A 13,650-nucleotide genomic window follows, 5' to 3' on the forward strand; every position below is an offset into this window, starting at 1 on the left:
GATTAACGTACCTTCAGCGTCGCCAGGCCAATCAGCACCAGCATCAGCGAAATAATCCAGAAGCGCACGATAACGCGCGGCTCCGGCCAGCCCTTCAGTTCATAGTGATGGTGAATCGGCGCCATACGGAAGATGCGCTGACCGCGCAGCTTAAAGGAGCCAACCTGCAGGATCACCGACAGAGTCTCCACGACGAAAACGCCGCCCATAATCACCAGCAGGAATTCCTGACGCAGCAGCACGGCGATAATGCCCAGCGCGCCGCCGAGCGCCAGCGAACCGACGTCGCCCATAAAGACCTGCGCCGGATAGGTGTTAAACCACAGAAAGCCCAGACCCGCGCCGACAATCGCCGTACAGACGATCACCAGCTCGCCGGCATGGCGCAGATAGGGAATGTGCAGGTAGTTGGCGAAGTTCATGTTGCCGGTGGCCCATGCCACCAGCGCGAAGCCGGCCGCAACGAAGACGGTCGGCATAATCGCCAGGCCGTCGAGGCCGTCGGTCAGGTTGACGGCGTTGCCGGTACCGACGATAACGAAGTAAGCCAGCAGGATATAGAGCAGGCCCAGCTGCGGCATCACATCTTTAAAGAATGGCACTACCAGCTCGGTCGCCGGGGTGTCTTTCCCCGCCAGATAGAGCGCGAACGCCACGCCCAGCGCAATCACCGACATCCAGAAATATTTCCAGCGGGCGATCAGGCCTTTGGTATCTTTGCGCACGACTTTACGGTAATCATCAACAAAGCCGATGATCCCGTAGCCGATTAATACCGTCAGTACGCACCAGACGTACGGGTTGGAGGGGTAAGCCCACAGCAGAACGGAGACGGTGATCGCAGTGAGGATCATGATCCCCCCCATGGTCGGCGTGCCGCGTTTGCTGAAGTGGGACTCCGGACCGTCGTTACGTACGACCTGGCCGAAGGAGAGTTTTTGCAGACGGGCGATCATGCGCGGGCCCATCCACAATGAGATGAACAGCGCGGTCAGCAGGCTGACAATGGCGCGAAACGTCAGATAAGAAAAGACGTTAAAGCCGGAATAATATTTGACCAAATGTTCGGCCAGCCATACTAACATGTCCCAGTCTCCTGTAATGCGCGTACTACCTCTTCCATGGCGGCACTACGTGAACCCTTCACTAAAATGGTCATTATCTTGTGCTCCGCCAGCAGCTCGCGCAGGCGAGCCACTACTGCGGCTTTATCATTAAAATGTTTGCCCACGCCGCTGGCGCGGCTGATATCCGCGCTCAAGGTGCCGACGCTGAGAACGCAATCCAGCCCTGCTGCTTTCGCCGCTTCGCCGACTTCGCGATGGCAGGCCGTGCTTTCCGCGCCAAGCTCCGCCATATCGCCGACCACCATCGCCCGGAAGCCGGGCATCTCTGACAGTACCTGCACCGCCGCGGTCATCGAACCAACGTTGGCGTTGTAGGAGTCATCCAGCAACAGCTGGCTCTCCGTCAGTCGGATCGGGAACAGACGCCCCGGAACGGCCTGCAACTGCGCCAGACCGGCTTTTACCGCCGCCAGATCGGCGCCAACCGCCATCGCCAGCGAGGTTGCCGCCAGCGCGTTAGCGATGTTATGGCGTCCCGGCAACGGCAGCAGTACGTCAACATTGCCGGTTGGGGTCTGCAGCGTAAATTCGGTACCGTGGCTGGTGATCTGCACGTTGGTCGCCGTGAAGTCGCTGTTGGCCGCATTCGGTGAGAAGCGCCACACTTTGCGATCGCCAATCACCGTCTGCCAGTTCAGCCAGTCGTTATTGTCGGCATTGAGAATAGCGATGCCATTTTCCGGCAGACCGGTATAGATTTCGCCCTTCGCCTTCGCCACGCCTGCCAGCGAGCCGAAGCCTTCAAGGTGCGCCGCAGCGAGGTTATTGACCAGCGCCGCTTCCGGACGCGTCAGGCTGACGGTCCAGGCGATTTCGCCCTGGTGATTGGCGCCGAGTTCGATCACCGCGTACTGATGCTCTTTGGTCAGACGCAGTAGGGTCATCGGTACGCCGATATCGTTGTTCAGGTTGCCGGCGGTATACAGTGTGTTGCCGCACTGGCTAAGGATCGCCGCGGTCATCTCTTTGACCGAGGTTTTACCGGACGAGCCGGTCAGGGCGACGACCCGGGTCGGTACCTGCTGACGCACCCAGGCGGCTAACTCACCGAAAGCCTGGCGGGTATCTTTCACGATCACCTGCGGGAGATCGCAGGCCAGCGGGCGACTCACCAGCAGTGCGCCAGCGCCAGCGGCTTTCGCCTGTTCGGCAAAATCGTGAGCGTCGAAACGCTCGCCTTTCAGCGCCACAAACAGGCAGCCCGCCGTCACTTTACGGGTATCGGAGGTCACCTCGTCGATAGCGATGTCGCTACCCTGCCGTTCGCCATGGGTGATCGCGGCGAGCTGGCTTAACGTAAAGCGAATCATGCTACCGCTCCCAGCAGACGCGCGACGGTGACGCGGTCGGAATAATCCAGACGGCGATTGCCGACGATCTGGTAATCTTCATGGCCTTTACCCGCCACCAGCACCACGTCGTTCTCTTTCGCCTGCATCACAGCGTTAGTGACCGCTTCCGCGCGGCCTTCCATCACCTTCGCATGACCCGCATCGAGCATCCCGGCCAGAATATCGTTGATGATCGCCCGCGGCTCTTCAGTACGCGGGTTGTCATCAGTGACCACCACGATGTCGGCAAATTCTTCAGCGATAGCGCCCATCAGCGGACGCTTGCCTTTATCACGGTCGCCGCCACAGCCGAAAACGCACCACAGCTTGCCGCTGCAGTGCAGGCGCGCGGCCTGCAGCGCTTTTTCCAGCGCGTCAGGGGTATGGGCATAATCCACCACCACGGCCGGTTTACCCGGCGCGCTGAACACTTCCATACGGCCACATACTGGCTGTAAACGCGCTGCGGTTTTCAGCAAATCGGCCAGCGGATAGCCCAGCGCCAGCAGCGTGGCCAGCGCCAGCAGCAGGTTGCTGACGTTAAAGGCGCCCATCAGGCGGCTTTCGATTTCACCCTTACCCCAGCTGGAGTCAAACTGGATGGTCGCGCCGCTGTCGTGATAGTTAACCCCGGTGGCCTTCAGCCAGCGGCCGTGGCAGTTCGGATTGATATGATCTTCCATCGACACCGCCACCGCATCCGGCAGTTTCGCCAGCCAGCGACGCCCGACTTCATCGTCAGCATTGACGATGGCCTGACCGCAATGATGGGTCGAGTACAGCAGCCATTTCGCCGCTTCGTAGTGCTCCATGTCGCCATGGTAGTCGAGGTGGTCGCGGCTCAGATTGGTAAACACCGAGGCGGCAAACTGCAGCGCCGCCACGCGGTGTTGCACCAGACCGTGGGAAGAGACTTCCATCGCGCCGAAGGTTGCCCCCTGCTCGACCAGACTGGAGAGCACATGCTGAACGTCTACCGCAGAACCGGTGGTATTTTCGGTCGGCACGACTTTATCCAGCAGGCCGTTGCCAACGGTACCCATCACTGCGCTGGTTTCGCCGAGCAGTTTCGCCCACTGCGCCAGCAGTTGGGTGGTGGTCGTTTTACCGTTAGTACCGGTGACGCCCACCAGACGCAGCTGTTGCGATGGCTGGTGATAAAAACGCCCGGCCAGCGCCGATAGACGTTCGTTAAGCTGGCTCAGGTAGATAACCGGCACGCCGTGCATTTCACGGATCTCACCGTCTTCAGCCTCGCCCTGCGCTTCAGCAATAATGGCAGCCACACCTTGCGCTATCGCCTGCGGGATATAACGACGCCCGTCCGCCTGATGACCCTGTACCGCGATAAAGAGATCGCCGGAAGCAGCCACCCGGCTGTCCAGCGTCATCTCTCGCAGAATGCGCTCCGGTGCGTTTGGCACCCACGGAGCGAGTAGGTCGCGCAAATTACGATCTGCCACCTGTTCCCTCGCCTTGATTAATTACAAATTCACTTTTTTCGCCCGTTGCCAGCGCATCCGGCTCGATGTTCATGGTGCGCAATACGCCGCCCATGATGGCACCGAACACCGGCGCGGAAACGGCGCCACCGTAGTATTTACCTGCCTGCGGGTCGTTGATCACCACCACCAGCGCGAAGCGCGGATGGCTGGCGGGCGCAACGCCTGCGGTGTAAGCAATATATTTGTTGATATAGCGGCCATCCGGCCCCACTTTTTTCGCCGTACCGGTTTTAATCGCGATGCGATAGCCTTTGATCGCCGCTTTCACGCCGCCGCCGCCGGGCAGCGCCACGCTTTCCATCATATGAACGACGGTACGAACGAGTGAATCCGGGAAGACGCGCTCGCCCGGAACCGGTGGATCAACCTTGGTAATCGACAGCGGGCGATAGATGCCATAGCTGCCAATCGTTGCGTAGACTCGCGCTAACTGTAACGGGGTTACCATTAGCCCATAGCCGAAAGAAAAGGTGGCCCTCTCTATGTCAGACCACCGTTGTTTTTGAGGATATAAGCCACTGCGTTCTCCGACCAACCCCAAATTGGTCGCCTTTCCAAGCCCAAAACGTGAGTAAGTATCTACTAACGCTGAGGACGGCATCGCTAACGCCAGCTTAGAAACACCGACGTTACTCGACTTCTGTAGCACCCCGGTCAGGGTCAATTCGCTGTAGCGCGCCACGTCTTTGATTTCGTGGCCGTTAATTCGATAGGGAATGGTATTCAGCACCGTATTTTCGTTAACGATGCCGCGCTGAAGCGCCGTCATCACCACCATCGGTTTCACCGTTGAACCCGGTTCGAACACGTCGGTAATGGCGCGGTTACGCATGGTATCTTTGGAGGTGCCCGCGAAATTATTCGGGTTGTACGATGGGCTGTTGGCCATCGCCAGCACTTCGCCGGTGTTAACGTCTACCAGAACGGCAGTACCTGACTCCGCTTTGTTAAAGGCCACGGCGTTGTTCAGCTCGCGATAAACCAGCGCCTGCAGGCGCTCGTCGATACTCAGCGCCAGGTTGTGTGCCGCCTGGCTGTCGGTAGAAGAGATGTCTTCAATCACACGGCCATAGCGGTCTTTACGCACGATACGTTCGCCCGGCTGACCAGTGAGCCATTTATCAAAGCTTTTTTCGACCCCTTCAATCCCCTGGCTGTCGACGTTAGTGAAGCCAATGAGGTGAGCGGTTACTTCTCCGGAAGGATAGTAACGACGGGACTCTTCGCGCAGATGAATGCCTGGCAGCTTCAGCTTTTTGATGTAGTCGGCCATGTCAGGGTTAACCTGACGCGCCAGATAGATAAAACGCATCCGCGGATTGGTGTTGATGCGCGTTGCCAGCTGATCCAGCGGCATATTGAGGGCATCCGCCAGCGCCTTCCAGCGCGTATCCAGGGTGACCCCGCCGGCATCATGGAGTTCCTTCGGATCGGCCCAGATAGCCTTCACCGGCACGCTGACCGCCAGCGGCCGCCCGGAGCGGTCGGTAATCATCCCGCGCGCGGTAGACACTTCCTGTACGCGCAACGAGCGCATATCGCCCTGACGCACCAGCATATCGGGGCTGACCACCTGTAGCCAGGCGACACGCCCCAGCAGGAAAGTCAACGCCAGCAGAATACAGCCGCACAGCAACGCAAAACGCCAACTGATAAAGTTGGCCTGTTCTTCCTGACGCTTTGCTTTTGGCGTTTTTGGCGCTGCTTTCATCCGTCGCAATAATCCTTATTTCTGTACAACGATATTTTCTTGTGATGGATCGACGTGCTGCATCTGCAACTTCTCGGTCGCGATCCGCTCAACCCGACTGTGATCGCCGAGTGCGTTCTCTTCGAGGATCAGGTTGCGCCACTCAATATCCAGGGCGTCGCGTTCCAGAACCAGTTGTTCACGCTGCGCGGTCAACAGGCGCGTATGGTGCGCGGTGGTGACCACGGTAATCGCCGTAATAATGATGCAAATGAACAGGCAGAGTGGCAGTTTCCCAAACCGCAGAAGGTCGTCCCCGATCACGCCAGGCAAAGCATGGCGCTCGTTGCTTCCAATCGACCCTTTAACCTTGCTTAAGGCCTCTGTCACTCTGCCGATCATGCGTTCGTCCTCTCTGCGATACGCAGCACTGAACTACGGGCACGTGGATTCTCTGCCACCTCTTCTTCGCCCGGCATCAACTTGCCTAGTGCTCGTAACTCACGGCCGCCCAGTTTTTTGAGCTGCGCTTCGGTCATCGGTATTCCCGCCGGAACCTGCGGACCGCGGCTTTGTTCACGCATAAAGCGTTTCACAATGCGATCTTCCAGCGAATGAAAACTAATGATCGACAGCCGTCCACCCGGGGCCAGCACGCTGAGCGAGCTTTTTAGCGCCTGCTCTATCTCCTCCAGTTCACTGTTTACCCAAATGCGCACCGCCTGGAAGGTACGGGTCGCGGGATGTTTGTGCTTATCTTTTACCGGCATCGCGGCGGCGATGACCTCCGCCAGCTCTTTGGTGCGGGTCATCGGTTCAATACGATTACGCTCCACGATCGCGCGGGCGATACGTTTGCCAAACCGCTCTTCACCAAAGGTTTTAATCACCCAGGCAATATCCGCTTCCTCGGCGGTTTGTAGCCATTCGGCCGCAGACTGACCGCGCGTCGGATCCATGCGCATGTCCAGCGGACCGTCGCGCATAAAGGAAAAGCCGCGTTCCGCATCATCCAACTGCGGAGAGGAGACGCCAAGATCGAGCAGAATGCCGTCGATCTTACCGGTAAGATTGCGCTCGTCGACGTAGTCAGCGAGCTGTGAAAAAGGACCATGTACGATGGAAAAGCGGGGATCATCGATGGTTTTTGCGACAGCAATCGCCTGTGGATCGCGATCGATTGCCAGCAAACGTCCTTCCGCTCCCAGCTGGGAGAGGATCAGGCGCGAGTGACCGCCGCGGCCAAAGGTACCATCAATATAGATACCGTCTGGACGAATATTGAGGCCATTGACGGCTTCATCCAGAAGTACCGTAGTGTGTTTAAAATTTTCCATCATTTTTATAAGGACAAATCCTGCAGGCGCTCCGACAGTTCACCGGTCGCGGACTGCTCAGCGTCGATATCTTCCTTGACCCGTTGATACCAGGTCGTTTCATCCCACAGTTCAAACTTATTAAACTGCCCGACCAGCATCACTTCTTTTGTCAGCCCGGCATGCTGCCGTAACACCGGCGCGATGAGCAATCGTCCGGCATTATCCATCTGACATTCGCTGGCATGACCCAGAAGCAGACGCTGCACGCGCCGCTCAACGGGATTCATGCTCGATAAACGCGACAATTTCTGCTCGATGATTTCCCATTCAGGCAATGGATAAAGCAGCAGGCACGGGTGATGAATGTCAATGGTGCACACCAATTGACCGGCAGCGTCCTCGATCAGCCCATCGCGATAACGCGTTGGCACGGCCAGGCGGCCTTTGCTATCGAGATTGACCAACGTTGCTCCACGGAACATGCCAGCCTCACCCCTTTTCGCCACTTTATCCCACAAATTCCCACCAGAAGGAGTTTACGGAGCGGAGGAAAAGCTTGTCAAGCCAGCACGGATGCCAACAGAGCTCAAAAACCCATTATTTACAGCCGACATTAGCCCTGATGAAAAATTCATCAACAGGCGAGGCAAATTAACGTTATGAATACGTGTAAGAAAATAACCAACAAACTCGTAACAGTTATAAACAACAAAATATCTTCGGCGGGAAAATATAAAGTGTCAGTTTGCGACGCGAGCGGCATTTTAGGCCATTATGCCGGCCGTTAACAGTACCTGTTGCTGTCTGAAGGGCGGACCAGGCGCGGGATAAGGCAGGAGAGAAAGGTCGGGGCGAACAAAATGGGTGTTAATTCAGCAATTAACCCGGTGAATGTAACAAAATAATACAATTAAAGCCCGCTTAATCATTTTTTGTGTCCCGTTTTGAGTAACAAAAATGACTGCCAGCGAATAAAACAAAATAACGCGTAAAGAAGTTTAGGGATTTGTCTGAAATATATTCAGTTTTGCATTTTTAACGTCAGTTGCCTGATTAATCGCCAAAGGCCTGCTTTCCGGCAGGCCCGCCAGGAATAATCCTGGACGCTGGCGATGTAGCGCCCTTAACGGCGATTCAGGCTACCGCGACGGTAAAGATTACGGCGAATACGGCTCAGGCCCGGCTTTGGCTTGCGCGGTTCATCGAGGCTGGCAAGGACGATCTCCAGCACCCGCTCAGCGACATCGCGATGGCGCTGAGCCACCGCCAGCACCGGGCACTGCAGAAAATCGAGCAGCTCATTATCGCCGAAGGTGGCGATCGCCAGCTCAGAGGGCAGTTTGCCCTCGCGGCGCAGCGTCACATCCATCACTCCCTGCAGCAACGGGAAAGAGGTGGTAAACAGCGCCTGGGGCATCGGATGGGTTTCAAGCCATTTCTCAAATAGCTGAGCCGCCGCTTCGCGCTCATAGCTGTTGGCATAGAGATAATGCACCTCACGCGGATCGTCCTGCCAGGCTTTGCGGAAGCCCTGCTCGCGCAGGAAGCTCACCGACAGTTCCGGCAGCGCGCCGAGATAAAGTACCGTTTCGCCAGGGAAGGTCCGCAGCTCGGCAGCGAGCATTTCAGCGTCATCCTGATCAGCGCCGACCACACTGGTGAAATGCTCGCGGTCAAGGGCGCGGTCAAGCGCGACAATAGGAAAAGGATCGTTAGCCCAGCGTTGATAGAAAGGGTGCTCTGGTGGCAGCGAGGTGGAGACGATAATAGCGTCAACCTGGCGCTGCAGCAGATGCTCAATGCAGCGCATCTCGTTATCGGGTTGATCCTCAGAGCAGGCAATCAGCAGCTGATAGCCGCGCTGACGCGCCTGACGTTCCAGATAATTTGCAATGCGGGTATAGCTGGTATTTTCGAGATCCGGGATCACCAGACCGATAGATCGTGTGCGTCCTGCACGCAGGCCAGCAGCGACCGCATTCGGATGATAGTTGTGCTCTCGCACCACAGCCATCACCTTCTCGACCGTTTTGTCACTTACGCGGTACTGCTTCGCTTTGCCATTAATCACATAGCTCGCGGTGGTTCTTGAAACACCGGCCAGCCGGGCGATTTCATCCAGTTTCACAATTGCCCCTTGGGTAAGAAGTGCCAAACATAACCATTATTCAGGTATGGAACCCTTTTTATAACATCTAAGCGCAGAATAGTTAGCGCAGCAACCGCTTTCGCTTACAGTTCCTACTGATTTCGCAAAAAAAAAGCCCGACAGTCGCTGCCGGGCTATTTTTGCATCAGTTCCCGATCCTCAGCGCATGATTTTATCACCGCGAGACAGGCCGACCACACCGGAGCGAGCGACTTCCACGATCCGAGCGACATCACGCAGCGAGGCCAGGAAAGCATCAAGCTTATCGCTGGTCCCGGCGAGCTGAACGGTATAGATAGAAGGCGTCACATCGATAATCTGCCCACGAAAGATTTCGGTGTTGCGCTTCACTTCTTCACGGCCATAACCGCTGGCCTGTACCTTCACCAGCATGATTTCGCGTTCGACATGGGCCCCCTGCCCCAGCTCGCTGACCCGCAGCACATCCACCAGCTTGTGCAGCTGCTTTTCAATCTGCTCGATCGCTTTTTCATCGCCCACGGTCTGGATGGTCATTCTGGAGAGCGTAGGGTCGTCCGTCGGCGCCACAGTCAGGCTTTCTATATTATAGCCGCGCTGGGAAAAGAGGCCGATAACGCGGGACAATGCGCCCGATTCGTTTTCCAGTAATACCGATAATATCCGGCGCATAATCAGGTCCTCTCCGTTTTGCTCAACCACATCTCATCCATGCCGCCGCCGCGGATCTGCATGGGGTACACATGCTCACTGCCGTCGACGGTGACATCGACAAACACCAGCCGGCGCTGGCGCACCTGCTCCAGCGCTTCAGCAAGCTTTGACTCCAGCTCCTGCGGCTCGCTAATGCGGATCCCGACGTGACCATAGGCTTCCGCCAGACGCACAAAGTCCGGCAGCGACTCCATATAGGACTGCGAATGGCGTCCGGAATAGAGCATATCCTGCCACTGCTTCACCATCCCGAGATAGCGGTTGTTAAGGTTGAGCACCAGTACCGGCAACTCATACTGCAGCGCAGTAGAGAGTTCCTGAATGTTCATCTGGATACTGCCGTCACCGGTCACGCAGACCACCATTTCGTCCGGCAGAGCCATTTTGACCCCCAGCGCAGCCGGTAAGCCAAAGCCCATGGTGCCGAGGCCACCGGAGTTAATCCAGCGCCGCGGCTTGTCGAAGGGGTAATAAAGGGCGGCGAACATCTGGTGCTGGCCCACATCGGAAGTGACGTAGGCATCGCCCTGGGTCAGCCGCCAGATAGTTTCAATCACCGCCTGCGGTTTGATTTTATCGCTCTGGTCGTCGTAGCGCAGACAATGGCGGGCACGCCACTGCTCGATCTGTTGCCACCAGTCGCGAATGTCGTCCAGCGGCTGCTGCGTCTCTTCCTGGTCCAGTAGCTCCAGCATCTGCTCCAGTACCAGCCGGGCATCACCGACGATCGGCACATCTGCCGGCACGGTTTTCGAGATCGAGGTCGGATCGATATCAATATGCAGCACTGTCGCGTTCGGACAGTACTTGGCCAGATTGTTGGTGGTCCGATCGTCAAAGCGGACGCCGACGGCGAAAATGACGTCCGAATGGTGCATGGTCATGTTGGCTTCATAGGTGCCGTGCATACCCAGCATCCCCAGCGCCTGCGAGTGCGTCGCCGGGAAAGCGCCAAGCCCCATCAGGGAGGAAGCAACCGGCAGCTTCAGCTTTTCCACCAGCTCACGCAGCTGGGGTTCGCAATGCGCATTGATCGCCCCGCCGCCGACGTAAACAACCGGCTTACTCGCCGCCGCCAGGGTCTGCAAGGCGCGTTTAATCTGTCCCTTATGGCCGCTGGTAGTCGGGTTATACGAACGCATACTCACCGCGTCCGGCCAGGCGTACGGCAGCTTTTTCGCCGGATTGAGAATATCTTTCGGCAGATCGACCACCACCGGTCCGGGGCGACCGCTGGCCGCCAGCCAGAAGGCTTTCTTCAGGACACCGGGAATATCTTCCGTCTGCTTCACCAGGAAACTGTGCTTCACCACCGGACGGGAAATTCCCACCATGTCGCACTCCTGGAAGGCATCGTAACCGATCAGCGATGTTGCCACCTGCCCGGAGAGGATCACCAGCGGAATGGAATCCATATAGGCCGTCGCGATGCCGGTGATGGCGTTCGTGGCCCCTGGTCCTGAGGTGACCAGCACGACGCCAACCTCGCCGGTCGCCCGCGCCAGACCATCCGCCATATGCACTGCCGCCTGCTCGTGGCGAACCAGCACATGATCGATACCGCCAAGGGTATGTAACGCATCGTAGATATCGAGGACTGCGCCTCCGGGATAGCCGAATACTTGCTTGACGCCCTGATCGACAAGCGATTGGACGACCATCTCGGCTCCTGACAACATCTCCATGGTTTGCCTCCAGGCTTATTGTTTTACGACAGCGGAACTCAATTTCCGCGCGCTCGCACGATGCGGAGGAGAGACCCTCCGCACTGAGGTGAATGGACTGCATGCCACTACCATAACTGCTCGCCAGCAGGCAGGCAATTCGCCGCAGGGGATGTGTTCCCCCCGTAATAAGAAGAAAAGAAAGCGGAGAGGTGAAAATATGGTGGATTGCTTCAGAGATAAGAAAAGGGAATGGTAAATACTCGGAGAAAAGGCGTGATAGCAGGAATTGATCCATTTTTCACGAACCCGACGAGCGTCTCGCACAGGCCAAACAGAACAAAATTCTGCGTTATCGAATTTATATCATATAAAAAAAGGAGCCGAAGCTCCTTTCATCCTCGTTGCCATCGACTCAGCGCTTGCAAATATCCACCAGCAGCTCTTCCATCCACTGATGGCCTTTATCGCGGCCAGCCGCTTCATGCCACGAGAGATAGCAGGTCCGGCTGTTGACCTTCAACGGTAAGGGTAATATTTGCAGTGCTAATTTATCGGCAAACTCATTGGCCAACCAGCGTGGCGCAATGGCCACCATCTGGGTTTGCGATACCACGTTTAATACGCTGACCATCGCATTACCCTGATAGGCGATACGCGCCTGCTTATCGGCGGTGTCATACCACGGTAAACTGAATGAGGCATACCGATCGAGAGCCACCGTAGCATGCTCCTCACGATAAATATCCGCCTCCATCACCGGCCCGGAAATACGGGGGTGGTTGCGACTGGCCACCAAAACCATTTCGTCTTTGAATAACGGGACGCAGGCAAACTCAGGGCGACGGAACTCTTCATAACCGATCACAAATTCCGTTTCCTGGTAACGTAACTGATGTTCTGTATTTTGATTCAGCGCGGATTTAAAGACCAAATGAATATTGGGCGCGATCTCCGCAACTTTATTAAAAATAACCGACGTCAGGATGTTATCCAGCGGGCTGCAGACGCACAGATTGAAAACGCGCTCACTGCTTAGCGGTTCAAAACCAGAGCCCGGCAATTCGTTTTGTACCAGCTGTAGTGCCTGGCGCACAGAACCAAAAAGCTGATAGGCCCGCGCCGTCGGCTGAATACCGCGGCCATAGCGCACAAACAGCTCATCATTAAACATCACTTTCAGACGTGAAACCGCATTGCTCACCGCGGGTTGCGACATGCCGAGCGTATGGGCGGCACGGGTAATATTCTGCTCTTGCATCACCGCATCAAAAACGGTGAGCAGATTGAGATCAACCATCCGTAGTTGAGGTTTAACGACTTCCTGTCCGGGGGCTGTTTTATATTCTGGAGTTTCAATTAACATATCTAATTCCGCCGTCACGATGAATTCCCTTTACTAAACCACTATAACTAGCGTCGAAAATATCATTTATCATGCAAATGACATTTGCAAAATAGCAAAGGAGATTTTTAGGAATATATCAAGGCTATGAGTGGCAGTGAAAAAGCGGGATTACCAGGAAAATGAACCGCTCAAACCATACCAGTTACTTAATGATGATGAGTGTAACCATAATCCGTAAAAATAAAAACAACACCAATAGTTAACTGTAACTTAAGCAATAATAAAGTATTTTAGTTTTAACACCATATTATTAACAAATACTTATCATTGAAAAATAATCCGCTAATGAGCAAATACATTCACAAGGAAAATAAATATAATATTTTCATTCAGATAGCTTTTTTTTGCCGCCTCGTTCACGGCACATCGTGGGCGATGCGTTGAATGCAAAGCACTTTTTCAAATGAAACAAATGAGGACGCGCCTCCCTTTGTCCAAAATAGGATCTTCGGCAAAACAGGGCTTACATCAGCACAATTTGCTAATTCACATCGTGAGCCAATAACGCTTTTTCCGTGCCAGGGGTTGACTTTAAAACGGCTATCCAGTAACTCTAAAAGCATAACGATTTCATCTGGAGTTTGACGCAATGATTCGCACCGCTCGTATCACCAGCCTACTACTACTAAACGCATGCCATTTGCGCGGTAGGCTGTTGGGCGACGTTCAGCGTTAAGTCATCTTCCAGCAAGACTATAAAACCCGCGCCTTGGCGCGGGTTTTTTTATGCTCGTCAACAAGGCGCCAGGACACAGACTAAGGAT

At 55.6% G+C, this 13,650-nt stretch carries 12 protein-coding genes; 1 reads left to right on the plus strand and 11 read right to left on the minus strand.

Annotated elements, in window-relative coordinates; translation table 11 throughout:
- Positions 1-2 precede the first annotated feature (2 nt).
- The 11 genes from mraY to leuO form a co-directional block, all read right to left on the minus strand.
- Positions 3-1,085: a phospho-N-acetylmuramoyl-pentapeptide-transferase gene (gene mraY / locus CWM61_RS17595; protein ID WP_008807434.1), complete on the minus strand. Its 1,083-nt coding sequence runs from the start codon at positions 1,083-1,085 to the stop codon at positions 3-5.
- On the minus strand, positions 1,079-2,437 hold the full coding sequence (murF, locus tag CWM61_RS17600) for a UDP-N-acetylmuramoyl-tripeptide--D-alanyl-D-alanine ligase (RefSeq protein WP_074386866.1): 1,359 nt from the start codon (positions 2,435-2,437) through the stop codon (positions 1,079-1,081). The genes mraY and murF overlap by 7 nt, the downstream gene beginning before the upstream one ends.
- Positions 2,434-3,921: a UDP-N-acetylmuramoyl-L-alanyl-D-glutamate--2,6-diaminopimelate ligase gene (gene murE / locus CWM61_RS17605; RefSeq protein ID WP_074386867.1), complete on the minus strand. Its 1,488-nt coding sequence runs from the start codon at positions 3,919-3,921 to the stop codon at positions 2,434-2,436. The genes murF and murE overlap by 4 nt, the downstream gene beginning before the upstream one ends.
- The gene (locus CWM61_RS17610; RefSeq protein WP_061155767.1) at positions 3,908-5,674 is read right to left on the minus strand and encodes a peptidoglycan glycosyltransferase FtsI; all 1,767 of its coding nucleotides are present in this window, start codon (positions 5,672-5,674) and stop codon (positions 3,908-3,910) included. The genes murE and CWM61_RS17610 overlap by 14 nt, the downstream gene beginning before the upstream one ends.
- A 15-nt stretch (positions 5,675-5,689) precedes the next feature.
- Positions 5,690-6,055, minus strand: a complete 366-nt coding sequence (gene ftsL, locus CWM61_RS17615) for a cell division protein FtsL (RefSeq protein WP_002888550.1) — start codon at positions 6,053-6,055, stop codon at positions 5,690-5,692.
- A complete protein-coding gene (gene rsmH, locus CWM61_RS17620) occupies positions 6,052-6,993 on the minus strand; it encodes a 16S rRNA (cytosine(1402)-N(4))-methyltransferase RsmH (RefSeq protein WP_061155768.1) in 942 nt (313 codons plus the stop codon). The genes ftsL and rsmH overlap by 4 nt, the downstream gene beginning before the upstream one ends.
- A 2-nt stretch (positions 6,994-6,995) precedes the next feature.
- A complete protein-coding gene (mraZ, locus tag CWM61_RS17625) occupies positions 6,996-7,454 on the minus strand; it encodes a division/cell wall cluster transcriptional repressor MraZ (RefSeq protein ID WP_012542858.1) in 459 nt (152 codons plus the stop codon).
- A gap of 641 nt (positions 7,455-8,095) precedes the next feature.
- Positions 8,096-9,100, minus strand: a complete 1,005-nt coding sequence (gene cra / locus CWM61_RS17635) for a catabolite repressor/activator (protein WP_004145952.1) — start codon at positions 9,098-9,100, stop codon at positions 8,096-8,098.
- 180 nt (positions 9,101-9,280) lie between these two features.
- Complete coding sequence (gene ilvN, locus CWM61_RS17640) at positions 9,281-9,772, minus strand: acetolactate synthase small subunit (RefSeq protein WP_002888536.1); 492 nt, start codon at positions 9,770-9,772, stop codon at positions 9,281-9,283.
- Positions 9,773-9,774: 2 nt separating this feature from the next.
- Positions 9,775-11,499, minus strand: coding sequence for an acetolactate synthase 3 large subunit (ilvI, locus tag CWM61_RS17645; protein ID WP_061155769.1), 1,725 nt, complete (start codon positions 11,497-11,499; stop codon positions 9,775-9,777).
- Positions 11,500-11,893: 394 nt separating this feature from the next.
- Positions 11,894-12,862, minus strand: coding sequence for a transcriptional regulator LeuO (leuO, locus tag CWM61_RS17655; protein WP_074386869.1), 969 nt, complete (start codon positions 12,860-12,862; stop codon positions 11,894-11,896).
- Between the two features lie 613 nt (positions 12,863-13,475).
- Between leuO and leuL the strand changes: the two genes are divergently transcribed.
- Positions 13,476-13,562 carry a leu operon leader peptide gene (gene leuL / locus CWM61_RS17665; RefSeq protein ID WP_004222662.1) on the plus strand — a complete coding sequence of 29 codons (87 nt, stop codon included), beginning with the start codon at positions 13,476-13,478 and terminating at the stop codon, positions 13,560-13,562.
- Positions 13,563-13,650 lie beyond the last annotated feature (88 nt).

Origin of the sequence: Klebsiella sp. K-Nf6 (assembly GCF_002806655.1) — a bacterium.
Classification (GTDB): Bacteria; Pseudomonadota; Gammaproteobacteria; order Enterobacterales; family Enterobacteriaceae; genus Klebsiella; species Klebsiella variicola.

Bases quoted from the DNA above. Each gene is read 5' to 3' on its own strand.
- mraY (WP_008807434.1), bottom strand. From the start codon at position 1,085: ATGTTAGTATGGCTGGCCGAACATTTGGTCAAATATTATTCCGGCTTT.
- ilvN (WP_002888536.1), bottom strand. From the start codon at position 9,772: ATGCGCCGGATATTATCGGTATTACTGGAAAACGAATCGGGCGCATTG.
- rsmH (WP_061155768.1), bottom strand. From the start codon at position 6,993: ATGATGGAAAATTTTAAACACACTACGGTACTTCTGGATGAAGCCGTC.
- leuL (WP_004222662.1), top strand. From the start codon at position 13,476: ATGATTCGCACCGCTCGTATCACCAGCCTACTACTACTAAACGCATGC.
- ftsL (WP_002888550.1), bottom strand. From the start codon at position 6,055: ATGATCGGCAGAGTGACAGAGGCCTTAAGCAAGGTTAAAGGGTCGATT.
- murF (WP_074386866.1), bottom strand. From the start codon at position 2,437: ATGATTCGCTTTACGTTAAGCCAGCTCGCCGCGATCACCCATGGCGAA.
- CWM61_RS17610 (WP_061155767.1), bottom strand. From the start codon at position 5,674: ATGAAAGCAGCGCCAAAAACGCCAAAAGCAAAGCGTCAGGAAGAACAG.
- ilvI (WP_061155769.1), bottom strand. From the start codon at position 11,499: ATGGAGATGTTGTCAGGAGCCGAGATGGTCGTCCAATCGCTTGTCGAT.
- mraZ (WP_012542858.1), bottom strand. From the start codon at position 7,454: ATGTTCCGTGGAGCAACGTTGGTCAATCTCGATAGCAAAGGCCGCCTG.